The following is a 23,786-nucleotide window of genomic DNA, read 5'->3' as shown; positions in this document are numbered from 1 at the left end:
ATGATCCGCTCGATTCAAAATCGCGGAGCCGTATGCAGCGGCTCCGATCCTTTTCTGCCAGAGGTGCAAATGGCTCACGACAAGAAACCCCCAGCATCGGCGCGTCCCAATATTCACGAGACCAAACCGGTGCCACTGCGCCATCCATCCTGGTGGATTGGCGGGGCTGCTCTTTTGATCTTCGTGGTCATGTTCATTCGCCTCCTGGTCACGAATGAGAACCTGCATTGGGAGGTCGTCGCGCAATATATGTTCAGTGCGGAAATCCTGGCTGGGCTCGGACGCACTCTGCTGCTGACCTTCATCGCCATGATCATTGGCCTTGTAATCGGAGTGGTGCTTGCCATCATGCGTCTGTCGCGCAATCCAGTGTTCCAGACCGCAAGCTGGGTCTGGATCTGGTTTTTCCGTGGTGTACCGCCCCTCGTTCAACTGATCTTCTGGTACAATCTGGCGCTGCTGATCCCGACTGTGTCGATTGGTGTTCCCTTCGGACCTGAACTCTGGTCCGCCAGCATGAATTCGCTGATCACGCCCTTCAGCGCAGCCGTTCTCGGACTGGCCTTGACTGAAAGTGCCTATGCCGCCGAAATGATCCGTGCCGGCATTCAGGCAGTCAATGCTGGACAAACGGAGGCGGCCGCAACGCTCGGCATGACCCGCTCCCAAACGCTGCGGCGCATCGTGCTGCCGCAGGCGCTGAAAATCGTCATTCCGCCGATCGGCAACGACACCATCTCCATGCTGAAATTCACCTCGCTGGTCAGCGTGCTCGCGCTTCCGGACCTGCTTTATTCCGCGCAGATGATCTATTCGCGCACCTATCAGACCATCCCGCTGCTGATCGTTGCGACGATCTGGTATCTGGTGCTTTCAACTATCCTGACCCTTATTGAGCATTACATCGAACACCGTCTGAACGACGGCAAGTCGCTGGAACTCAGCCTTGTCCTGTCGTCCCTGTTTTACAGCAAGTTCTGGGCGCCACGCCGCACGAAGGTTTCCGCATGATTGCCACCATGCCTCTGCTCAATGTCGAGCGCCTCTCCAAGAGTTTCGGAACGCATCGGGTGCTCCACAGCATCGATATGAGCGTCAAGCTGGGCGACGTCACCTGCATCGTCGGGCCGTCGGGCTCCGGTAAGAGTACGCTGCTGCGCTGCCTGAATTATCTCGAAGTGCCGGATTCGGGCGTCGTTTTTCTCGACGGGAACCCTGTTGGCATGCGCTGGCACGGCGACACGCTGCGTCAGATGTCGTTCAACGAACTGGCAATCCAGCGCCAGCGCATGGGTATGGTTTTTCAGAGTTTCAACCTCTTTCCGCACAAAACCGCCCTTGAGAACATCATCGAAGCGCCGATCATCGTCCAGCGTCGCAAGAAGGCTGAAGCCATCGAGGAGGCGGTAGCGCTGCTCGACAAGGTTGGCCTTAGCGATCGCGCGCACTACTATCCGAAACAGCTTTCCGGCGGGCAGCAGCAGCGCGTGGCGATCGCCCGCTCGCTCGCGATGCGGCCAGCGGTGATGCTCTTCGACGAGCCGACCTCAGCTCTCGATCCGGAACTGGTAGGTGAGGTCCTGGCCGTGATGCGTCAGCTCGCAGAGGACGGCATGACGATGGTCGTCGTCACGCATGAAATGAGCTTTGCCCGTGACGTTGCCGATCACCTGATCTTCATGGATGGTGGCGTCATCGTCGAAGCAGGTCCGCCGAAGGAGGTGCTGTCCAATCCGCAGCACGCTCGTACAAAGTCTTTCCTCGCTCGCGTGCTCTGAGCCAGATATCCAAATCCGAAAGCGCCCCATGCAGCATCTGAATGCCGATACCGTCCATGCCCTGCTCGACTATCCCCGCCTGGTCGAGGCCCTGCGTCGTGCCCACCGCGATGGCACGATGCCCCAATCCCGCCTACAGGTTCTGAGCGACACTGGCAACGAGGCCAACAAATTCGTTTCTCTGATCGCCTGGGCGTCAGGGGACGTGATTGCGATCAAGCTTGTCGGCGTGTTTCCCGACAATCCTTCGCTCCCGGTTCCAGAGCCGTCGGTACAGGGTCTGGTCACGCTGATCAACGGCAAGACGGGCGCGCCGCTGATGACCTGCGACGGTGCGGCCCTCACCTTCCGCAAGACGGCGGCCGACTCGGCACTGGCCGTCGATCTTTTGGCCCGCAAGGATGCCGAAGTGCTGCTCGTTCTCGGTGCCGGCGGTCTCGCGCCGCACGTGATCGAGGCGCATATGACCGTGCGCCCATCGATCACCCGGGTAATGATCTGGAACCGGCATCCGCAGAAGGCGACCAACCTTTCGGAAAACCTCAGACATCTGCCTGTTGACATATCTGCCGTCGATAATCTGGACAACGCCCTGGCGCATGCCGACATCGTGTCCTGTGTAACCATGGCGACGGCCCCGCTCGTGAAGGGTGCCTTGCTCAAGTCCGGCTGCCATGTCGACCTGATCGGCGCCTACTTGCCCGAGATGCGCGAAGCGGACGATCAAGTTGTACGGCGAGCCGGCCGCATCTTCGTTGATACCCGGACCGCCTGCGAAGGATCCGGTGACGTGGCCGAACCGCTTGCCCGTGGGCTGATAACGCGCGAGCAGATCGCCGCCGACCTGTTCGATCTGTGTCAGGGTCGACATCCAGGGCGCAGCGACAATGACGAAATCACAATGTTCAAAAATGTCGGTGGCGGTCATCTTGATCTCTTCACCGCGCGCCACTTGCTTGGTCGAGCAGACATTGTCGGATGAGCCGTCGCCGCTTGCTCGCGCCAGGAAGGGTTCTGAATGGGGTGACCGCCCCTCGACGGCATCGATGTGCCAGGATGGAGACGTTGATCACCATTTAAGGGGGGCGTCCACCCCATCAGAACCATATGATCTCCCCAGGCCAAAGAAGAGCGCGGTTTAAGTGCTCCAAGGATATCCCTATCTTGGTCATCTGCCGCTCGAATGAAAACTTCCATCACCGCTCCTGTGTGAATTGCTATCATTACACTTTGGCCCATTTTCTACCTTGGCGGTCGTTCGAGCCAAGGGCTTCGTAAACTTAACCTGAGGTATTCCCCTTCTGTCCAACGGCAAGGCATTCGGCAACCATCAAGCGATGCGCCGACAGACTTAGACAACGCAAAGTAACTCCAGCTTCGGCTCACATGCCGGTTGACTGGTTCTGTTGCAAATGTTTCGTCAATGAGATGGATGTAGCGTTTGGGCTTTATCTGCAGAGTATAATCGATGTTCAAAGGCCGCCATTTCGACAAATCCGTCATCCTTCTGTGCGTGCGATGGTATCTGACTTAGAATCTGAGCCTGCGTGATTTGAAGGAGATGATGGCTGAGCGCGGCATTGCTATCGACGATTCGACCGTGCATCGCTGGGTTTTACATTTCAGCCCCAAATTGCTTGAGCGCTTCCATCGCAGGAAGCGCCACGTTGGGCGGAAATGGAACCTCGACGAGACCTACGTGAAGGTCAAAGGTGAGTGGATGTATCTGTATCGTGCCATTGACAGCAACGCAGATACGGTTGAGTTCTATTTCAGAAGAAATCGCGATCTCCAGGCCGCAAAGCGCTTTTTGCGCAAGGCTTTGGCCCGTCATGGCAGGCCAAAGCGGATCACCATTGACGGAAGTCAGACCAATCGCACGGCAATCATGCAGTGCGATGCAGAGAACCGGCTTTGGCGAGGTGGTCATCCCATCGCCATTCGCTCCAGCAAATACATGAACAATGCCATCGAGCAGGATCACCGCCGGGTCAAACGCCGGATAAAGTCCATGCTCGGTTTCAAATCCGAGCATGCCGCTGGGATCAGCCTTGCCGGTATCGAACTCATTCACATGATGCGCAAACAGCAGGGTGTCTCTGCAACAGCGAAAACCTTATCGCTCAGACAGCAATTCGCGGAACTCACTGCATAATTGCGTCCAGTGGTAAGCCGCGCTCCCTCAAAACCGAATTTTTGCAACAGATCCCAACATTCCCTTTTACACACAAGACTTTGTTAAAGGGGCTGTATTGGTCGGCACCCTGGCTATTACCTACGGTATTGGCCGGTGTTCATATTCCTGAACGTCTGAGCGATGGCGGACATCGCGGCAATGATATTGCTTATTTCAATGGCCCGCAGCACCACAGGTCGTTTCAAGAGCTGAAACGACTATGCGAAGCCGCAGGCCAGTCTGGTGTTCCTTTAACGGGCGCGCTTATGAAACAGCTTGGATGGTCTTGATCTTCTCAAGCCCTCCGACAATGGGAGCAAACTGCTCCCATACCCCTTGCGCGCCGCTTTCCCACGCCGCACGATTTTCCGGCTGGAGAATTTTACCCCCATGATCCCCGGCGGCTTTCATCGATCCGGTTTCGTCCTCGACGATCAATTGGCTGAAATAATCGGCGCCGGCGGCTGACGCTTCAAGGAAGACCTGCTTCTGCTCGGCGTTAAGGCCGCTCCAGAACGCCGCTGAATAATAGACGACGCCGGACGCCCAGACATGGCCTGTCTCAGTCAGATAGGGCACGACTTCGTACAGCTTGAAACCCGCATAGGCCGATTTCGTCAGATCCATTGCATCGGCAACGCCCGTTGACAGGGCATTGTAGGTTTCAGTGATGGGGATACCGATGGGCGTGGTGCCGAATGCCGCCCAGAGCTTGGTATGCAGAGGGCTCTGGATAACGCGGATCCGCTTGCCCTTGAGCTGCTCCGGTCGCGTGACAGGTTCCTTGGTCAGGAGGTGGCGCGCGCCGTAGTTGATATAGCCGCCGACGACAAAATTCTGCGCAAGAAGCTTCTCCTTGAGTCCCGTTCCCACATCTCCCTGCACGACTTTGCGCACATGCCCGGCATCGCGGAAGAGGAACGGCAGATCGAGAATCTGCAACTCGGGCACCCAGCCGGAAAGCCATGAGACCGTTGACTGGCTGGCCTGGATCGAGCCGAGCCGCACGCCTTCCGCAACTTCCTTCTCGCCCCCGAGCGCGCCATTCCTGACGATGTTGAACTTGAACTGGCCGGGCAGTTTCGCTTCGACGAGGTCGCGAATTTTGAACCATATCCTGGTTTCCGGTTTGTCATCGCCAAACAGAGAGGCAACAGTAATCGTTCGGGTTTGAGCGGCGGCACGGCCGACAAGCGCTGGGGCCGCAAGCAATGCCGTTCCAGCGACGGCGACGGATTTGATGAAGGTACGGCGATGCATGATCATTGGATGACTTCCTGATTTCTAGAAAATGATGGCCCAGGCGCAGATGACCGCCAGAGCTACAAGCAGTGCGAAGAGATAGGGAATAACAGCGCGAAACAGCGCCGATGCCGGCAGACGCGTGACACCGCTGACGACAAAGATCAGCATGCCGAGCGGCGGTGTCAGCCCATGGATCATCAGATTGACGACGATGATCACGCCGAAATGAACGGGATCGATACCGGCCGCCACCGCGGCAGGGAGCAGGATCGGGCCAAACAGAAGTATTGCAGCCCCGATATCGAGCACCAGACCGACTACGAGCAAAATGAGATTTGAAAGCAGAAGCACAGCAATTGCACTTCCGCCGAGCGCGGAGGTCAGGTTCGAGATAAGCCCGGAAACATCGTCCACCGCCAGCAGGAATGCAAACGGCCCCGCGGTTCCAATCAGCAGTCCGATGGCCGAAGCTTCCGTCGCCGCCTGACGGAACGCGCTGAAGAGCGAACCGAACCGCAGACGCGCCCCGATCCCGAGAAGCAGGGTATAGATCGCCGCAAGCGCCGCGGCTTCCGTCGTCGTGACGACGCCCATGCGGATACCGACAACGACGATGATGCCGAGGCCGAATGCCGGAATTGCGCCGATGGCGGCATTCCAGCGTTCTGCCCTGCCCGCACGCGGTTGCGGCTGTTGCTCGCGAACCGTGAGATGGATGGCAACTGCAAGACAGACGGCCATCACACCACCGGCAAAAAAACCGCCGACAAGCAGCGATCCCACCGAGAGATTGGTCGCCGCGGCCAGGATCAGGAATGCGACGGACGGCGGTATGATGTTGTCGAGAACAGAGGTGGAGGCGATAATGGCGGCAGCCTGCGCCGGCGGGTAGCCGCGCTTGACCAGTTCGGGCTGGAATGTCGATGCACCAAAGGCCGCATTGGCAACCGATGAACCGGACGCACCGGAAAACAGCACGCTGGTCAAAAGTGTCGTCTGCGCCAATCCGGCGCGGCGATGGCCGACAAGCGCCGATGCAAACCGCACCAACTGATTGGCAACACCCGATGCGGTCAGCAATCCGCCGGCCAGCAGGAAGAACGGAATGGCCAGGAGCAGAAACTTTGACATCCCGGTGACGGTAGAGGCGACAACGGCAGGCTCGGGCAATGTACTGCCAAAGGCAATCACGACATAGGCTGCCGCAAGAAACGCGTGCGGCAGCGGCGCTGCCACGACCAGACCTATGGCGGCGATCAATCCCAGAACGATGCTTGGAGGCCAGTTGAAACCCAGATCAAGGTGCGGAACAGCGAAGTAAAGGGCGGCCCCGATAATGCCGGCCGTGACGATCTGCACCGCTTTGCCGTCTGCCAAGCGTTGCAGCAGCACAGCGGCAAGCAACAATGAGCCGCCCGCGCCGAGGAAGCCGAACCGTATCCACTCCGGCAGCCCCAATGTCGGTGAAACGCCGCCGAGCATTGTCATGATCTCGCTGCCGCCGAAGCTCAGGATAAGTCCGGTCAAGACGGTAAAAATATCGGCAATGGCATTGGCAACAATCCTGCCGGATGGAGGCAACAGATTGGCAAAGACGTCAAGCCGCATGGCCAGGGCGCTGTTCAGGCTGAGAGGCGCACCGAAGGCGATGAGCGCAACGTGCAGCCACACCGACAGATCCTCCGATCCCATGAAGCCGGCGCTGAAGACGTACCGCAGCACGACCGTTGCCAGGACAACCGCGAGCAAGATGGCGAGCAAAGCGGCACAGAGCCAGCCAAGCACGGCCTCCAATCGCTTGAGCAGTTGGCTTGAAATCCGGGCTAGCCCTTCACCGGGCAGAGGTTCCGTGGTCTCGATAAGGGTCACGTATCTGTCTCTTTCGCTCAAGTGGCAAAAACTTATGCGGATTTGGCACTGCCCAGGTCTTTGTCGAACAATGTCGACCAGGTGAAATGTTTCGCCTGCGAAACCTCTCGCGTCACGTCGAGACGCGGCAATACGAGTTCGCCGAAGCGATATGCCTCTTCCAGAAGCGGCATCCCGGAGAGAATGAACGTGTCGACGCCTGCCTGCCTGTAAGCGTCTATCGTCCGCAGAACGGTATCAGGAGAACCAACAATGGCGGTCCCGGGCCCTGGGCGGACGAGGCCGATTCCGGCCCACAGATTGGGCGCTATTTCGAGATCGCGCAGATCGTCCGGTTTGTGGCCGCCATGCAGCGCGCTCATGCGTTGCTGACCGACGGAATCGCTCTTGGAAACAAATCGCTGGTTGGCAGCGATTGCAGCGGCATCCATACGCGCATAGAGATCATTGGCCGCATCCCACGCCTTGGCGTCGGTCTCCCGTACGATGACGTAGAGCCTGATCCCATATTCGAGCGTCCGGCCGAGCCGGGCCGCCCGCTCCTTGACCGCGTCGATCTTCTGCCTGATCTGGTCGGGTGTTTCGCCCCAGGAGAGGTATACGTCGACATGCTTGGCTGCAACGTCGAGCGCCTTGTCGGACGAACCGCCGAACCAGAGTGGCGGCGGGGCGATGCCGGTTCCAACGGGAAGGGCGAGTTTGGCACCCTCCGTTGAAAAATACTTGCCCTGATGGGTCACGCTTTCGCCGGCAAAGAGCCGATGCCACAGGGTGAGATATTCGTCCGCCATGTCATAACGCTGGTCGTGCGGCAATGTCATGCCATAGGCACCCAGCATTTTGGCATCGCCCGAGACAACATTGACAAGCAGGCGGCCGCGCGAAAACTCCTGGAACGTTGCCGCCATTTTGGCCAGCAGCGTTGGCGCAATCAGACCGGGATGCACCGCCACCAGAAATTTCATGCGCTCGGTATAGGGAAGAAGCGCACCCGCCAGCACCCAGACATCGTGAGCTCCGGTTGCAAAAAGTGCTCCGGTATAGCCGAGATGATCATAGGCCTGCGCCAATTGCCGGTAATATCCGTAGTCGACCTGACGCGAACCTTCCGGCTGCCAGGGATAGGCACCATCCGGTGCGCACATGTACCAAAGTACGTTCATGACATTCTCCTCCGCTCAGACGCTGCGGGCCAATTGTCCAAGGCGGACGGGGTTCTTGAAATATCCATGGCGATACAGGGTATCGGCCTCTTCCTGCTGCTCTGCGATGATGTCCGCATCGGCCGCCACAACGCTGAAATCCCGGGATCGAACCACGCGCTCCCACGCATCAAGGTCGGCATCGCCGGCGCCGTTCGCGACAAGCCGTTCGGCAGCAATGCGCGTATCCGCTGCCACCTCGCGGCCGATACGGGACAATTCCGCGACAATCCGCTGACGCGTTTCCCGGGACAGCCGGCGATCGTCCGTCGTCCAGAACAGGGAGCGGTTGGGAATTGTCGAGCCGCAGCGCGCAATCAGACGAATGTCGCTGCGTTCCATCGCCTTTTCCAGACGTGGCGCCATGGCAATCCAGGCATCCACACGTCCTTCAAGCAGGGCTGGCAACGAATCTGCGGCCCCCGTCTCAAGGCGGCTGACATCCGGCAGCCGCAGCCCTTCGCCTTCAAGGGCTCGCGCCAGAAGATAGGTGTGAAACGAGCCATCGATCAGGGAAATGCGTTTTCCCCTTAGATCGGCAATGGAACGGATCGGGCTGTTCCTGGCAACGAAAATACCGCCATTGGCTGGCCGCGGCGCGGATGCCGCGATGTAAGTGACATTCCAGCCAGACGCTTCGGCAGCAATCGGCGGCGTCGATCCGGTGCCGCCAAAATCAATCTGACCATTGCCGATCAGTCTGATGGTATCACGGCCTTCGTTGTAATTGACGAACTCCGGCTCAAGCCCCGAAAAAGCATCGGGCCAGGCCTGCGCGAGACGCAAGTGCAAATTGCTCGGATGAACGCCGATTTTCATGCTGATGTTCCAATAGGGTTGAAATGACTGCAGAAAACAATTTATATTTTTATATATTGTTCAGGAAAGGCAGCCATCCCAATTCACGCAGAACGGCGAGACAAGATTTCCAATGACTGGGGAAAAGAGAGAACAATTTTGCATTCTTGCCGGAGGTCGGTTTTGCGCATTGAAAGCGAAGACACCTCAATCTATCTTTTTATAAATGATGAGGGACACCAGTCATGGCAAAAGCGATTTCGACCAAACTCTGCCGCAGCGTGGGAGATGCAAGCGAGCTGCTCAAGCACATTGCCAATCCCAACCGCCTTTCGATCGTGTGCTATCTGATGGAAGAGGAAAGCTCCGTGTCACATCTTGAGGAGGAACTCGGCATTCGCCAGCCCACACTTTCCCAGCAGTTGAGCGAATTGCGTGATGCCGGCATTATTGAAGGGCGGCGTGACGGCAAGACCATTTACTACCGTGTCGCCGACCGCAGGATTGAAAGACTGGTGCAGACACTGCGCGACCTTTTTTCCGGGCTGGATGATGTTACCGGCAAGCATTCCATGAAAAATTCCGGCGGCCTCCCCGTCGATGAAATGATGTTCGACTGAAGCTGCCGTGATTGACCTCTACACTTGGATCACCCCCAACGGATTGAAGGTTGCCATCGCGCTGGAGGAGTTCGGGGTGCCCTACCGCATCCATACCATCGACATCACCAGGGGAGAACAGTTTGCCGCCAGCTATCTCGATATCAATCCCGGCGGGAAAATACCCGCGATCATTGACAATGAAACCGGTATCAAACTCACGGAATCGAGCGCAATTCTGCTCTATCTGGCGGAAAAGACCGGAACGTACCTGCCGCACAAGGGTGTTCTGCGCGTACAAACCCTGGAGTGGCTGATGTGGCAGACCGGCGGACTGGGGCCGACGCTGGGGCATGCGCATCACTTCCTGACCTACCACGAGGGGGAAGCCCCGTTCGCAGAGGATCTTTTCCGCAACGATACCCGCCGTCTCTACGGAACATTGGACGCGCGACTGGCTGACCGGCCTTATCTGGCCGGCAACTATTCGATAGCCGATATGGCAGCGTGGCCGTGGGTTTCACGTTTCACGCGTCACAAAATCGATCTGAATGATTATCCCCACGTGAAACGGTGGTATCTTCATATCGCGGAGCGGGAAGCCGTCCAGCGCGGCTATCGCGTGCCCCATTTCACCGGAGAAATTCCGCTACCTTGACGAATCCGGTGCGGTCTGGACTTGCTTCAGAGAAGTGTTGGAAGGAAACCGGAATGCCGAAGCAGAAGAATTTTACCAAGGAATTTGAGAAAGAAGCGGTGCGCCAGAAACTGGCCCATTATCAAAATGGAGGAGTTGCCGCCGCACGGTACGCATTTGGCAAAGGCCGCGCTGCTTTGATCGGGCCTCATCCCGAAGCGACCCAGGATTGGTACGATGATTACGGCTTACACAATCCAGACGGAGTAAATTCGAAACTCATCCAAGGATTGCTGGACGCGGCAATGGCAGACAAAGGTATGCGTAGCAGGGGGCGCCTCATGCTTGCTTTCCCGCAAGCGCGGCCATATTGGGACGTCGCTATCAATCCTTATAACGGCAGCCGTTCAACCACCGATCCTCGCCGACCGGCATAGTCAATGTGTATCTCTCTACACTCAATCCAGCCGCCTGAGGTCACGTTGCCTTGCGCAGATGTCTCTCGAGCCACAGGCTGTAACGAGACGCCGCATAACAAATAATAAAATATATGAGACCGGCAAACAGGTAGCTCTCATCATAGAAGCCGAGCCAGACCGGATCATTTGCGGCGTTCTTGGCTGCATTCAACAGATCGAAAATACCGATAACAGCAACCAATGTGGAATTAAGGAGGATACCGATGGCCAGATTAACGAGTGCAGGAATTACTGCCCGCAAGGCCTGCGGAAGAACGATCAGCCATACAATGGGCCAATAGCCAAGACCCAGCGCGGAAGCTGCTTCCGCCTGTTCATAGGGAACCGCGTGAAACCCTGCGCGCACCACCTCCGCCAGATAGGCAGATATAAAAAGGGTCAATCCGATTTGCGCGCGCACCAGAGCCTCCGGCGAAAACCCTGCCGGCAGCATCATCGGCACCAGCAGCATGGCCACATAGAGAATGGCGATCATCGGAACACCGCGAACGGCTTCAATATAAAGGATTGCCAGTATCCGCACCCCCGCCATTTTCGAGCGACGCGCCAGGGCGAGCAATACTGCAATGGGGAATGCACAGGCAAAGCCGACCACGGATATGAGGAGCGTTAACGCCAGACCACCCCAGCGGCCGGTCGGCACTTTCGGCCCGACGACCAACCCTGCCATCAGCATCCACACAAAAACAACAACCGCTATCCAGAGATAGACGAGATGGAGCGTCCAGAAACGAGGCATTCCCGTGATTGCAAGCAGTGCAACAATTGTAACGACAGTGACTGCAGGTCGCCAGTCAAGTTCCGGAGGATACAGCGCAAATAGAATAAAGCGCAGCTTCGTACCTATGAACGCCCAGCAGGCACCTGAACTGGCGGCACAGTCCTTGGCTGTGCCTGTCCATATCGCATCAAGCAAGGCCCAGCGGACCAGCGGCGGAATTGTCCACAACAGCAGTGCAACGGTCGCGAGGGTAACAATGGCATTCACCGGCGTGCCGAACAGTCCATGTCGCAACGCGGCGCAATGCTGCTGCCGTTTCATCCTGATATCCGTGCGGTTGACGATAGGGCTCATCGTGGCAAGTATCCCTGACGCTCGATGCGCTTGTTGTACCAATTCATCAGTGTCGAGACCGAGAGATTGAAAGTTAGATAGCAGATCACGATAATGGCAAGCGCCTCCAATGCCTGACCGCTCTGGTTGGCTGTCGTGTTGAGAACGCTGACAAGATCGGGAAAGCCGATGGCAACGGCCAGGCTGGAATTCTTCGTCAAATCAAGATAGCTAGACGTCATCAGCGGGATGATCACACGCAAGGCCTGAGGCAGCACGACGAGCCGCATGATACGGGCGGGTTGCAGGCCAAGAGAGCGGGCTGCCTCCCATTGCCCCGACGGCACCGACTGAATACCGCTGCGAACGATTTCGGCGATTGTGGCGGATGAATTCACGACCAGGCCAATCAGCAATGCGGCAAATTCCGGGGTCAGATTGAGCCCGCCGACGATGTTGAACCCTTTCAGCGCCGGTACGTCGATCCGGATACTGACGCTGGAAAGACGAAAAACCAACCCGATACCGATGAGCGTCAAAAGCAGTATTCCCGCACGTTCTGTCATGGTCACAGCATTTCCGCTACGCCGCCGCAATGAGAAATAGGCGCCGGAAACGATACATAGTCCCACCGAAACAAGCAGCGTTTTGAGCGATAAGTGCCCAGCCCCGATGCTCGGAACAAAAATTCCCCTGTTGCTCAAAAAGATCGCTGTGAAAATGCTGAATGCCTGTCGCGGCGCCGGCAAGGCGTGGGTGACGGCACTCCAGAAGAACAATTGCAGAAGCAAGGGCGTGCTGCGCAATGTCTCGACATAAATCCGCACCAAGCCGGCCAGAAGCACGTTGCCGGAGAGCCGGGCTATCCCCAGAAACACCCCGAGGATTGTCGCAAGAATGCAGCCGGATATGGCGATCGCTACCGTGTTCAGCAACCCGACGAGGGCCGCGCGGCCGAAGCTGTCGCTGGGCGAATAGGCTATCAGGCTTTCGCCAATAGCGAAATTTGCGCTTTGTCCGAGGAATCCGAAACCTGGCGTGATCCCGAGCCGGTGCATGGATTGAAGCATGTTCGATCCAAGCAGCCAGAAGATGGCGGCAAGGGCGAGAAAGACGCCAAGCTGCGTGACGGGATAACTCCCCCACCAGCGCAGCAGGGAAAGGCGAAAACCGGACCCTTGCGGGCCCGGAATCCGGTAGTTCAAAATCGGCGTATCTGCAGACATGATCGGGACTGCACTCAACGGAACGGCGGAGAGTACAACAGTCCCCCCTTCGTCCACGGTTGATTGTAACCGCGCTCGAAACCAACCGGCGATCCCTTGCCAATGGTGCGTTCGAAAATCTCGCCGTAATTGCCGAGTGTTTTGACAATGTTGTACGCAAACTTCGGATCAAGTCCGATGGCTTGGCCCAATGCCGGATCTGTCCCAAGGAACCGTTTGATCGCTGGATCTTCACTGGTCAGGAACGTGTCGATGTTGTTTTTGGTGATACCGAACTCTTCAGCCTGAATGGTTGCGTAGACCGTCCAGTTGACGATTTCGAGCCAGCGGTCGTCGCCCGAAGCAATAGCCGGTGCCAACGGTTCTTTCGAAAGGCGCTCCGGCAGCAATACGAAGTCATCAGGCTTCGAAAGTAATGTACGGCGCAAGGCAAGATCGGACGCATCCTGCGTCAAGGCATCCACGCGCCCTGTCTCAAGCGCCTTGAGGAATTCATTGCTGTCTTCGATGGTTACAGGCGTGAATTTGTGTCCTGATTTGCGGAAGAAATCGGCAATGTTCAACTCGCCCGTCGTTCCGCTCTGCACACCGATCGTGGCGCCATCCAGATCGCTCCCCTTGGTTATACCAAGAGACTTGCTCACGAGAAGACCTTGTCCGTCATAGAAGATGGTCGGTCCGAAGTGGAAACCAAGCTTGAACGCGCGCGTGATCGTCTGGGTAACACCCGAAAGCAGGATGTCGAACTCGCCCGACTGCAAGGCAGGCAACCGTTGCTGAGGCGACGAAGACGTGAATTCGACCTTGTCCGGATCGTTGAAAACGCTGATTGCCAGCGCCCGTCCGAACTCGACGAAAAAGCCCTGCCATTTGCCGTTGCCGTCAGGGGCGAAGAAACCCGGTGAAGTGCCGACACCAACCTTGATCGTACCGCGATCCTTGATTTTGTCCAGAGTAGGACCTGCCAGCGCGACACCACTGAACAATGTGGATGCTGCGACAAATCCGGCGACAAGCCTCGTTCTCCAGATGCCGTACCGTTTGTTATTCTTCTGCATTCAATCTCTCCTTTGGCAGAGCGTTCTTGGGTCAGGTGAGATTTGATCCTGCGATCACCCCCTGCATTCCCGCTGTCGAAAGGGTAGAGAAGAACAGTATCGGGAGGAGATATCGTTTTGCGCATGAATGACTATCTTTGCAGTAACATGCTCAAGGAGCGGCAATTTTCGGCTTTATTTCTCAAAGGGTTTGCCTATGAAGTTCCGAAACCCAATTCATCATTGCCTGACTTCATGACAGGCCGGCGAGCAGATCGCCAGATTCCAGTCTCTGGCCAAGGGCACGACAATGACCGCCGAAGGTGCCCCCTCAATGGTCAGCTTGCACATTATGGCAATGCCCTCGTCGCATCTTGGACTGCTCACGGTACAGGTACCGTTTTGAGCCTCCCCCGGCGGGTTATCAGGTGCCGGGGAAGAGCCGCTGTCGAACCGCAAAAATCCTGAGTTGTTGCTCCGAGGTGATAATCATCGGGACCACACGGCCGTTGCCGGGAAATCTTGCGTAACACACGTCCGGCCAGATTTTCTGTGTCTGGCTTTAATCTCAAAACAAAATTACCGTTATGATGAAACAATTGAAACACGGTTCTGAATTCCGGACTACCTCCTGTACTCAGGATGTGGGACATATTTGCGAAATTTTGAGCGGCGATGTTCCACAGCCGGTCAATGGAGCAGCCAGTCTGTGCCCGCAATCTCAAACCAAAATACAACAACCATAAGAAAAACAGGAGCTCTCGCAATGTGCCTTCCCATCAGCCGAACGAAATTGCTCGGCGCGGTATTCAGTCTTGGCCTGGCATTTGCCGCCACGGCGGCTCAATCGGAAACGCCTCCCAATGTTCTGGTTGTCGCGCAGTCCATTGACGATGCTGTCAGCTTTGATCCTGCCGAGGGATTTGAACTTACAACGGTTCAGTCATTCAACAATATTTATCAGCGCCTGGTGCAGGCGAACCGGGATGATGCGACGAAAATTGAGCCAGCCCTTGCTGCATCCTGGGAGATTGGCTCTGACGGGAAGAGTTTGACTTTCGCGTTGGCGGCCAAGAGCGCCTTCGCCTCTGGCAATGCGGTTCGCCCTGAAGATGTCATCTTCTCCCTCACCCGCGCCGTTAAACTCAACAAAACCCCGGCGTTTATTCTCAATGAGCTTGGCTGGTCGGCTGACAGCGTGGATGCTGCTGTCACGAAGGTGGATGACACCCACGTCAAGATCAGCTGGAGTGCAGATGTCGGACCGGCATTTGCTCTGGCGATTTTGACAGCACCCATCGCAAGTATTGTTGATACGCAAGTGGTCACGGCACAGGCCAAAGACAACGATTTTGGCAACAGCTGGCTGAAAACTAACTCGGCTGGCAGCGGACCCTTTAAGATTGCCAATTACACGCCCCACGAGGCACTCGTGCTTGAGGCCAATCCCACCTCGCCCAATGGGGCACCCAAACTGGCGAGCCTTATTATCCGCAATGTCCCTGATGCAGGTGCGCGCCGCTTGCTTGTCGAACAGGGTGACGCCGATATTGCCCGGGGCCTCGGCGCGGATCAGATTGATGCGCTCAAGCAAAAGCAAGGCATTGAGGTCCTCGCTGTTCCCTCGGCGCGGACGGATTATTTGCTGATCAACTCAAAAGCCAATGCCACACTCGGCAATCCGGCCTTTTGGGAAGCGGCCCGTTACCTGGTCGATTACAACGGCATCTCCAAGGATCTCCTGCGGGGGCAGAGCCAAGTTCACCAGGCGTTTCTTCCGGTTGGATTTCCGGGCGCTTTGACCGACACGCCATTCAAACTCGACATCGACAAGGCCAAGAAAATTCTTGCCGATGCGAAGATCGCAACACCGATCAAGGTTGACTTCCCGGTGTTCAACGACCAGCCATTTCTTTCCATCGCGCAATCCCTGCAGTCGAGCTTCGCCAAAGCAGGTATCGAACTTGACATCCAGCCCGGCGTCGCCAGCGAAATCTACGCCAAGGGCCGTTCAGGAAATTACCAGTTCACCCTGCGCTACTGGATTCCCGACTACTTCGACCCTCACTCGAATGCCAGCGCATTTGCAATCAACAAGGATAGTTCATCCAATACTGTGGCCAAGCAGGCGGGTTGGATAATTCCCGAGTTAACAGCCGAAACGCTCGCTGCCGTTAAAGAACAGGACCCGGCCAAACGCGCCGTCCTTTACGGCGAACTGCAGAAGAAAATCCAGGCAAGCTCACCCTATGTCTTTCTGTTGCAGGGCAGCGATCAGGTGGTTTTGCGCGATGTCGTAAAGGGCTATAAGCAGGGACTCAACGCGGATCAGGTTTACTACGATAGGGTCGAGAAGTAATTGCCACAAAAACAGGGTTTGTCCCTTGGTGAGAATGTGGACTCCCGTCAGCTGCGAGGCCGGCGGGAGTTGCGACTTGTATGGCGGCTCGCCAGCTGGTTGACATCGATGGCGATCACCCTGCTTGGCCTTGCTGTCGTGACCTTCGCCATGACAAGACTCGCGCCCCTCGATCCGGCCCTGCAGCTGGTTGGAGATCATGCCAGCGCGTCCACCTATGCCGCAGCCCGGGTGGAGCTTGGTCTTGACCAGCCTCTGCCGGTCCAGTTCGTGCGTTATCTCCAGGCCGCATTATCGGGCAATCTTGGCCAATCGATTGCTACCGGACAGCCGATCGTCAAGGACATTGCCCGCACCTTCCCGGCAACCATCGAACTTGCAACCGTGGCAATCATCCTCGGTGCATTTTTGGGGGTGTCCCTCGGGATTCTCGCCGCCGTGAAGCCGGGTAGCTGGGTTGACGGGCTGATCCGTCTTGTCGCCCTCATTGGCTATTCCGTTCCCATTTTCTGGCTGGGTTTGCTGATGCTTTTGCTGTTCTACGCAAAACTGCGATGGGCTCCCGGCCCTGGCCGCCTCGATGTGGTTTTCCAGTACACGATCCCATCGAGAACGGGCTTTGCTCTCATCGATACATGGCTTTCCGGCAAGGCTGGAGCTTTTCGCGATGCGATTGCCCATCTTGCATTACCTGCAACAGTTCTCGCCTTTTATTCGCTTGCAGGCATATCGCGACTGACCCGGTCCCTTATCCTGGCAGAAATGGGACAGGAATATGCGCTGACGGCCTCTGCCAAGGGTGCGGCAATCCATCGTGTTATATTCGTTCATATTCTGCCCAATATTGCCGGCGCTCTCATCACTGTTATCGCGCTCTCCTATGCGAGCCTGCTCGAAGGAGCAGTATTAACAGAGACAGTATTCGCCTGGCCCGGTATCGGACGCTACCTGACCGTTGCCATGTTTGCCGGTGACATGCCGGCAATACTGGGAGGGACACTCGTTGTGGGTGCATCTTTCGTCATTCTCAATACACTGACCGATCTTCTGGTGTCCAAATCGAAACCGGGAGATCGTCTATGACATCGAGCATTGCAGCGACGTCCAACGAAACAGGCTTTATCCGCCGATTGCTGAGATCACCGTCAGGCCTGATCGGGGCAAGCGGCGTTCTGCTGATCTTTGCAATTGCCTTGCTGGCCCCGCTGATCGCCCCCTACGATCCTATTCTACAAGAGACCGCCAACCGTCTGGCACCACCCGGAGCGCTGCATTTGTTGGGGACCGACGCTTTCGGGCGGGACATTCTTTCGCGCCTTATCTATGGCGCGCGCCCGACGATGGCGCTCTTGCTCTTCGTCATTCTCATCATGGCGCCCCTCGGCATCACGATTGGTGTGTTTGCCGGCTATTTCGGCGGCTACATCGAATCCATTCTGATGCGCCTTACCGATATCGTCATGTCGTTTCCCCGGCTGCTTCTCGCATTTGCCTTCGTGGCTATTATCGGGCCGGGCTTGATCAACGGCGCACTGGCGCTCGCCCTCACCAGCTGGCCGGCCTATGCCCGGCAAGCGCGCGTGGAGACGACTGCTCTGCGCCGCAGCGATTATCTCGCAGCTGCCGAGATGGTGGGAATTCGCGGCATTCGCCTTTTGTGGGGTCACGTATTACCGCTGGTGCTTCCCTCGGCGATCATCCGGCTCGCCCTCGATATGAGTGGGATGATACTTGCGGCGGCAGGCCTTGGCTTCCTTGGCCTTGGCGTGCGGCCACCAACTGCAGAATGGGGAACCATGGTTGCCGGTGGTACCGAGGTCATTTTTGATCAGTGGTGGGTTGCTGCCGCTCCGGGATTTGCAATCCTCATTGCCAGCCTTGCCTTCAACCTGCTTGCAGATGGATTGCGCGACGTCATGGATCCGCGCAATGACTAGACCTCTTCTGCACGTTGAAGATCTCTCCATTTCCTTTTCCTCACCGGCAGGACGTGTGGAGGTGGTCAAGTCCGTCTCATTTGAAATCAACCGCGAAATCGTTGCCCTCGTCGGAGAATCCGGTTCCGGCAAATCCCTCACCGGCCGCGCCCTCATGGGATTGTTACCGCGGCGCGCTGTATCGGCGGCCTCGATCCTTTCGCTTGAGGGACGCGATCTAAATGCCCTTTCTCCATCAGGGTGGCGAAAGCTGCGCGGCAATGATATCGGCCTTATCCTGCAGGACCCCAAGTTTTCGCTCAATCCCGCGTTGCAAATTGGACGGCAGGTGGAGGAGGCCCTTCTGCTGCACACAAAACTGACTTCTGCCGAGCGGCGGGAACGGGCACTTGATATGATGAACCAAGTCGGCCTGCCCGATCCCGTGCGCCTCTATAAGAATTACCCTGGCGAACTGTCCGGGGGGATGGGCCAGCGTGTGATGATTGCAGCAATGCTGGTCAACAGGCCGAAACTTCTCATCGCGGATGAACCAACGTCCGCGCTCGATCATGACCTTCAGATTCAGGTGCTGTCACTGCTGCGCAATCTGACAGAGAAATTGGGGATGGGACTTCTGCTCATCAGCCACGACCTGAAACAAGTCGCTCGCTATAGCAATCGCGTGCTGGTTATGCGCCACGGCACGATCGTCGATAGACTTGCTGGCAGCGACCTTGAGCAATCGCCCCATCCCTACACCCGAGCGCTGTGGAATGCGCGTCCATCGGCACAAACCTATGGAACGATGCTGCCCGTATTCAACGAGACTGATTTAAGCGCATGAGCACCGTTGTTGTCGAGAATCTGTCCATCGCATTTTCGCGAGCGACCGAAAAATTTAACGCCGTGCATGACGTGACGTTCTCGGTCGAACCGGGCGAAACCTTTGGTCTGATCGGACCATCCGGTTGCGGAAAAACATCCGTTTTGCGAGCAATTGCGGGCCTCAACACGCACTGGACTGGCAACGTAAACATACTGGGCACAGCGCTAGCAGCTGGACGGAAACTCGAAGGCGATTTGCGCCGGAACGTTCAGATGGTGTTTCAGGACCCCTATTCTTCCCTGCATCCAAAGCACCGTATCAACCGGATACTCGGCGAACCGCTGTCTATCAGAGGCGTTGCCAACAGTGATGTGAGGGTGCGCGAGGTGCTGGCGCAGGTTGGACTCCATGCCCAAATCGCCGAACGCTATCCGCATCAGCTTTCAGGGGGACAGCGGCAGCGCATCGCGATTGCACGGGCCCTTCTGCTTGAGCCAAAAGTGCTTCTGTTGGACGAACCAACCTCGGCACTCGATGTCTCGGTGCAAGCGGAAATTCTCAATCTTTTGTCTGAATTGAAGCGCACACTTGGAATGACCTACTTGTTGGTCAGCCATGATCCTGATGTCATCGGCCATATGTGCGACCGCACCGCAAGAATGGCTTCGGGGCGTATCGAAGCATTCACCAATCGATGACCTATCCCCGTCCTCCTTCGCAAGTACGTCGATACTTCCCTTATGTGGGATCAGAGTTTGAGCGACGCACGAACAGCATCAATGCCGGGAGCTCCATCGAACGCCGCTACGTCCTTGAGCCAGAGGTTTAGCCGATCAGGATGTGCTTTGATCCATTGCTTTTCCGTGGCCCGTCCGTGCTGCCCCTCGTCCAGAATCCTTCCCATAAGCTCGTTCTCGATGCGGCTATAGCCGGGTCGGCAGCGCTGCGATGCCTACAAGTGAAATCAGCGTGGCCGAGCTCCTGCCGGCGGCCAGGCTGATCGAGTTTCAAAACATCATTTGGAAACCGTGGAAACGATGTTCGGCCCAAAGGATTCAAGTTTGTAGTTCAATATATTGGCGCGAACGCCGGCAACTTCCGTCTGCTGGAACAGGAGAACGAACGGGCTGGTTGCCAGAACCTTCTTCTGCAGATCCTCATAGGTCTTGGCGCGCTTGGCAGTGTCGCGTTCCAGCAGGGCCGACTTGGTTTCCTTGGTCAGATCCGGCACATCCCAGGCATTGCGCCATGCGAGCGTCTTGTTGGTGCCCGTATCGGCATTGTCCGGATTGCTGGTGAAGGTTTCCGCATTGGAGTTCGGATCCCAGTAATCCGTTCCCCATGGGCCAATGAAAATATCATGCCCCCTCGCCCTGTATTTTGTCAGCGTCTGCTTACCGTCGCCGGGAATGATCTCCAGCTTCACGCCGCCCTGGGCAAAGGTCTGCTGCACGGATTCGGCAATGCCCGTCACCGGCTGGCCGTTGCGCACATCCATCGTCACCGAGAAACCATCCTTCAGGCCGGCCTTGGCCAGAAGTTCCTTGGCCTTCGCCACGTTGAGGGAATAGGGCTTTTCGTCCAGCTCGCCCAGAATGCCCTTCGGCAGGAAGGTCTGGTGGATTTCGCCGATGCCCTTGATCAGCTTTTCGCCGATGGCGTCATAATCGACGAGGTATTTCAGCGCTTCACGCACTTCCGGCTTGGCCAGGTTCGCATTCTTCTGGTTGAGGCTGAAATAATAGATCGTGCCCTTGGCTGCGCTGGTCGTCTTGATGTCGCTGTTCTTGACCACCTGTTCCAGATCGTTGGGCTCCAGATTGCGGGCAACGTCGATATCGCCCTTTTCCAGGAGCAGGCGCTGCGTGGCGCTTTCCTTGACATGGCGGTAGATCACGCGGTTGAGCGGCGCCTTGGTGCCGTGATAATTGTCGTTGCGCTCCAGAACGAGGATTTCGTTGGCGCGCCAGTCGCGGATCTTCATCGGGCCGGAACCGGCATAATTGGTCTTCATCCAGGCATTGCCGTAGTCATTGTCGACCACATGCTGCGAGATCAGCTTCTTGTCGACGACGGATGCAACCGTCGATGTCAGGCAGTTGAGCACGAAGCTCGGGGCATAGGGCTGGTCAACGGTGAAAACGAAGGTGCTCGGATCCGTTGCCTTGGCCTTTGCGGTGACATTGTCCGGCTTCAGGCCGAACTGGGTGAGGATGAAGGCGGGGCTCTTGTCGATCTTGATGGCGCGCTCGAAGGAATAGGCGACGTCTTCAGCCGTCAGCGGATTGCCGGAAGCAAACTTCAGGCCCGGCTTCAGCTTGAACGTATAGGTCAGGCCATCGTCGGAAACCGTCCAGCTCTCGGCAACGTCAGGAATGATCTTCGAGGCATTTTCCGGTGACGGTCTGACGAGCCGGTCATAGGCATTTCCACTGATCTCGCCGCTCGTCAATTCAAACGCTTCCGCAGGATCGAGGGTGACCAATTCGTCAAGCGCCCACGCTTCCACCAGTGTGTCCGCGGGTGTCTCCGCATAGGCTGGTAACCCAGTGGCAAGAAGAACAGACAAGCCGATGCTTGCGGGCATCCCAATTCTGCATGATCTGGAGGAGGCTACAAAATATGCCATGGGACGGTGATCCTTTTTTGGCCAAGCCTCCACAACTCCGGTTTCTACATTCAAGTAGAATCTGGACAATTGCCGTTTTCGGCCGGCGGTGATTACAAATTCTTCCTAAAACTTCCGGGATTCACGGGCTGACCGCAGGCGGCAAGACCGATATCAAAACAGGCCGGTGGGACTCCAATCAGCCGTCGCATATGTCATGTTGATATCCTCCAAGCTTCTCCGCATCACAGGATGGGAACTGCCAAAATTCCGACCAGTCGCACCATTTAGCCGTATGTGGTCACAATACCCGCTACGGTTTTTCTGTATAAACACGCCGTTCCATTTTTGAGCTCCAGGGAAAAATGCATTTCCCCGGTTGAGTGTGTTTCGAAACAAAACAACCCGGAGTTTTAACGGCCTGACATCAACTGAAATTTGAGCTTCAATATGCCTTTGGCTTGATTTGCAACCAGGGCTCGAAGCTCAGGCGAAATTGCGCCCCTTGCCGGAAAACTGAAACGCAGTCCCGGATTGACCGCTACCAGTCATGGTCAAGACATGGGACAACGTGCAAATCGGTAGGTGATGGGTTTCCACAAACCACGATATGGGCACCGGGGTTTAGGCCGAGCTTCGGCTATGGCCGCGAGCCGTCCGTTTTGAGACATCCCCGTTAGCTGGGCCAAAAAGCGAGACCTTAGAAAACTCTTTGGACAAATTTGAAAGTTGTGAGAAATTGATCAGTTGTACGCGAGGCAGAACATAAGCCCTTTTGGCTGGCATATATTAGTAAGCCGTGTTTCCCTCTCACGTTGACCAAAAACCTGGATTCTGCGCAAGGACCAGTGAGCTCGATAGCCGTGGTGACCATGGACCAACAGCGGCCATATCTGCCGGCAACCGAAGCGATCGGGATGCTTCAATAGGCAAATGCCACTGGTAATTGCGTCATGGCCATCAGCCGGCGAGAGCCAAACTTCCGTGACGGCCAATGTCCCTCTCAATCTCGCAGACCAAGTTGTCTAGCGCCGGGTTCCTCGATTTCCTTGCTCGGCGGACGACATACGCCAAGGCTGGCGGCCGAGGCAGTCGTTCAACGACAACGTGCATCTCGCCACGGATATGGCGGTCGCTCAGGAGCGCCACGCCCATGGCCGCGTTGACGGCCGAAACGATGCCGGCGGCGCTCGAGCACTCGAAGATGGTCTCGAGAACAGCATCATCCTGGCCGATGTCCAGGGCCCACTGACGGTAGAAACACTCGTCGTCAAACGACAGAAACGGAATCGGGCTGTCCCGCGGTAGCGCCAAATCCGGATGCTTCACCCAGTGAAGGTCTTCACGAAAGAGGACAATGTCGGTCGGTCGCACCTCGTGGCTGAAGACCTGAACGATTGCGGCATCCAGCTCGCCACGTTCGAGCATGGCGCGCAGAACCAGACTCATACGGACCTTGGTACGGACCGAAACGTTCGGATGCACACGCCGAAATCGCCCCAGAATTCGGGCGAGGTCGGTACACGCCGTGTCTTCGGTGAGTCCGAGGGCAAGCCTACCCGCGAGCGTGGTCTTCGAAAGGCTGAGCAGAGCCTCGTCATGCAGACCGAGGATACGTCCGGCGTAGTCGAGCAAGTCTTCTCCCGTAGCGGTAAACATCGGACCGCCCGCTTTCCGACCGAGCAGCTCACAGTCTAGGCTGACTTCAAGCCTCTTTATCTTATGGCTCACAGCCGACTGTGAGAGGCCTAAAGCGACGGCCGCTCTGGTAATGCCGCCATATTGGCGAATTGCCGAAAGCGCCCGCAAAGCGTCGATCTCGAGGCGGCGACTGTTGAGTTCATTCATGGCCATTTCCGTTTCGTTCTTTTCAGAGAGAAACTTATCACGAACAATGCCGGTCATGACACTGATTCGTGAATTGTCATGTCATCATCGAAATTTGTCATGTGCGCGTATTGTGCGATCCGCATA

The 23,786-nt window shown here is 56.7% G+C and carries 20 protein-coding genes and 2 pseudogenes; 13 read left to right on the top strand and 9 right to left on the bottom strand.

The features are described from left to right. The first annotated feature begins 69 nt into the window (after window positions 1–69). The 4 genes and pseudogenes from AC1Q5O_RS24055 to AC1Q5O_RS24040 all read left to right on the top strand — a co-directional run bounded on the left by AC1Q5O_RS24055 (window position 70) and on the right by AC1Q5O_RS24040 (window position 3,933). Window positions 70–1,011, top strand: a complete 942-nt coding sequence (locus AC1Q5O_RS24055; RefSeq protein ID WP_472460511.1) for an amino acid ABC transporter permease — start codon at window positions 70–72, stop codon at window positions 1,009–1,011. Beyond that, window positions 1,008–1,778 (top strand): amino acid ABC transporter ATP-binding protein, encoded by a 771-nt coding sequence (locus tag AC1Q5O_RS24050; RefSeq protein WP_464665058.1) that lies wholly within the window; start codon window positions 1,008–1,010, stop codon window positions 1,776–1,778. Before AC1Q5O_RS24055 ends, AC1Q5O_RS24050 begins: the two co-directional genes overlap by 4 nt. Before the next feature lie 28 nt (window positions 1,779–1,806). Beyond that, window positions 1,807–2,760: a bifunctional Delta(1)-pyrroline-2-carboxylate/Delta(1)-piperideine-2-carboxylate reductase gene (lhpI, locus tag AC1Q5O_RS24045; protein WP_464665056.1), complete on the top strand. Its 954-nt coding sequence runs from the start codon at window positions 1,807–1,809 to the stop codon at window positions 2,758–2,760. A 486-nt stretch (window positions 2,761–3,246) separates the two neighbouring features. Then, window positions 3,247–3,933: pseudogene (locus AC1Q5O_RS24040) on the top strand (IS6 family transposase). Between the two features lie 285 nt (window positions 3,934–4,218). On the opposite strand, the gene AC1Q5O_RS24035 reads toward AC1Q5O_RS24040, so the two are convergent. The 4 genes from AC1Q5O_RS24035 to AC1Q5O_RS24020 are packed head-to-tail and all read right to left on the bottom strand — an operon-like array spanning window position 4,219 to window position 9,089. Further along, complete coding sequence (locus AC1Q5O_RS24035) at window positions 4,219–5,220, bottom strand: TRAP transporter substrate-binding protein (RefSeq protein WP_492566501.1); 1,002 nt, start codon at window positions 5,218–5,220, stop codon at window positions 4,219–4,221. 18 nt (window positions 5,221–5,238) lie between these two features. Next, entirely contained in the window at window positions 5,239–7,041 is a 1,803-nt protein-coding gene (locus tag AC1Q5O_RS24030) for a TRAP transporter large permease (RefSeq protein ID WP_492566666.1), read from the bottom strand. A 59-nt stretch (window positions 7,042–7,100) separates the two neighbouring features. Beyond that, entirely contained in the window at window positions 7,101–8,231 is a 1,131-nt protein-coding gene (locus AC1Q5O_RS24025) for an LLM class flavin-dependent oxidoreductase (RefSeq protein ID WP_492566499.1), read from the bottom strand. A 15-nt stretch (window positions 8,232–8,246) separates the two neighbouring features. Beyond that, entirely contained in the window at window positions 8,247–9,089 is an 843-nt protein-coding gene (locus tag AC1Q5O_RS24020) for an ABC transporter substrate-binding protein (protein ID WP_492566497.1), read from the bottom strand. Window positions 9,090–9,313: 224 nt separating this feature from the next. Between AC1Q5O_RS24020 and AC1Q5O_RS24015 the strand changes: the two genes are divergently transcribed. From AC1Q5O_RS24015 to AC1Q5O_RS24005, 3 genes are read left to right on the top strand one after another with little or no spacing between them, the layout of a single operon-like run. After that, window positions 9,314–9,688: an ArsR/SmtB family transcription factor gene (locus AC1Q5O_RS24015; RefSeq protein ID WP_492566496.1), complete on the top strand. Its 375-nt coding sequence runs from the start codon at window positions 9,314–9,316 to the stop codon at window positions 9,686–9,688. Window positions 9,689–9,695: 7 nt separating this feature from the next. Then, the gene (locus AC1Q5O_RS24010) at window positions 9,696–10,325 is read left to right on the top strand and encodes a glutathione S-transferase family protein (protein ID WP_492566494.1); all 630 of its coding nucleotides are present in this window, start codon (window positions 9,696–9,698) and stop codon (window positions 10,323–10,325) included. Window positions 10,326–10,378: 53 nt separating this feature from the next. Further along, window positions 10,379–10,741: a hypothetical protein gene (locus tag AC1Q5O_RS24005; protein ID WP_492566492.1), complete on the top strand. Its 363-nt coding sequence runs from the start codon at window positions 10,379–10,381 to the stop codon at window positions 10,739–10,741. 40 nt (window positions 10,742–10,781) lie between these two features. Here AC1Q5O_RS24005 and AC1Q5O_RS24000 read toward each other — a convergent pair whose 3' ends face one another. From AC1Q5O_RS24000 to AC1Q5O_RS23990, 3 genes are read right to left on the bottom strand one after another with little or no spacing between them, the layout of a single operon-like run. After that, a complete protein-coding gene (locus tag AC1Q5O_RS24000; RefSeq protein WP_492566490.1) occupies window positions 10,782–11,825 on the bottom strand; it encodes an amino acid ABC transporter permease in 1,044 nt (347 codons plus the stop codon). Window positions 11,826–11,854: 29 nt separating this feature from the next. After that, complete coding sequence (locus tag AC1Q5O_RS23995; protein ID WP_464665044.1) at window positions 11,855–13,063, bottom strand: amino acid ABC transporter permease; 1,209 nt, start codon at window positions 13,061–13,063, stop codon at window positions 11,855–11,857. 14 nt (window positions 13,064–13,077) lie between these two features. Then, the gene (locus AC1Q5O_RS23990) at window positions 13,078–14,121 is read right to left on the bottom strand and encodes an amino acid ABC transporter substrate-binding protein (RefSeq protein WP_464665042.1); all 1,044 of its coding nucleotides are present in this window, start codon (window positions 14,119–14,121) and stop codon (window positions 13,078–13,080) included. Window positions 14,122–14,433: 312 nt separating this feature from the next. Between AC1Q5O_RS23990 and AC1Q5O_RS23985 the strand changes: the two are divergent. The 6 genes and pseudogenes from AC1Q5O_RS23985 to AC1Q5O_RS23960 all read left to right on the top strand — a co-directional run. Further along, window positions 14,434–14,512: pseudogene (locus tag AC1Q5O_RS23985) on the top strand (DMT family transporter); the annotation flags it as partial. A 354-nt stretch (window positions 14,513–14,866) separates the two neighbouring features. Continuing rightward, window positions 14,867–16,459 carry an ABC transporter substrate-binding protein gene (locus AC1Q5O_RS23980; protein WP_464665041.1) on the top strand — a complete coding sequence of 531 codons (1,593 nt, stop codon included), beginning with the start codon at window positions 14,867–14,869 and terminating at the stop codon, window positions 16,457–16,459. Window positions 16,460–16,567: 108 nt separating this feature from the next. Continuing rightward, complete coding sequence (locus AC1Q5O_RS23975; RefSeq protein WP_464665039.1) at window positions 16,568–17,542, top strand: ABC transporter permease; 975 nt, start codon at window positions 16,568–16,570, stop codon at window positions 17,540–17,542. After that, window positions 17,539–18,396, top strand: coding sequence for an ABC transporter permease (locus AC1Q5O_RS23970; RefSeq protein ID WP_464665038.1), 858 nt, complete (start codon window positions 17,539–17,541; stop codon window positions 18,394–18,396). The genes AC1Q5O_RS23975 and AC1Q5O_RS23970 overlap by 4 nt, the downstream gene beginning before the upstream one ends. Next, entirely contained in the window at window positions 18,389–19,222 is an 834-nt protein-coding gene (locus AC1Q5O_RS23965; RefSeq protein WP_464665036.1) for an ABC transporter ATP-binding protein, read from the top strand. Before AC1Q5O_RS23970 ends, AC1Q5O_RS23965 begins: the two co-directional genes overlap by 8 nt. Continuing rightward, the gene (locus AC1Q5O_RS23960) at window positions 19,219–19,902 is read left to right on the top strand and encodes an ABC transporter ATP-binding protein (protein ID WP_464665035.1); all 684 of its coding nucleotides are present in this window, start codon (window positions 19,219–19,221) and stop codon (window positions 19,900–19,902) included. The genes AC1Q5O_RS23965 and AC1Q5O_RS23960 overlap by 4 nt, the downstream gene beginning before the upstream one ends. A gap of 317 nt (window positions 19,903–20,219) precedes the next feature. On the opposite strand, the gene AC1Q5O_RS23955 is transcribed toward AC1Q5O_RS23960, so the two are convergent. Both AC1Q5O_RS23955 and AC1Q5O_RS23950 read right to left on the bottom strand, forming a co-directional pair. Next, window positions 20,220–21,791 (bottom strand): ABC transporter substrate-binding protein, encoded by a 1,572-nt coding sequence (locus tag AC1Q5O_RS23955; protein ID WP_464665033.1) that lies wholly within the window; start codon window positions 21,789–21,791, stop codon window positions 20,220–20,222. 981 nt (window positions 21,792–22,772) lie between these two features. Beyond that, a complete protein-coding gene (locus AC1Q5O_RS23950) occupies window positions 22,773–23,660 on the bottom strand; it encodes a LysR family transcriptional regulator (RefSeq protein WP_464665426.1) in 888 nt (295 codons plus the stop codon). Window positions 23,661–23,786: the final 126 nt, after the last annotated feature.

The organism is Phyllobacterium sp. MT110 (assembly GCF_058792715.1).
This window is presented reverse-complemented; position numbering and strand designations above follow the sequence as displayed.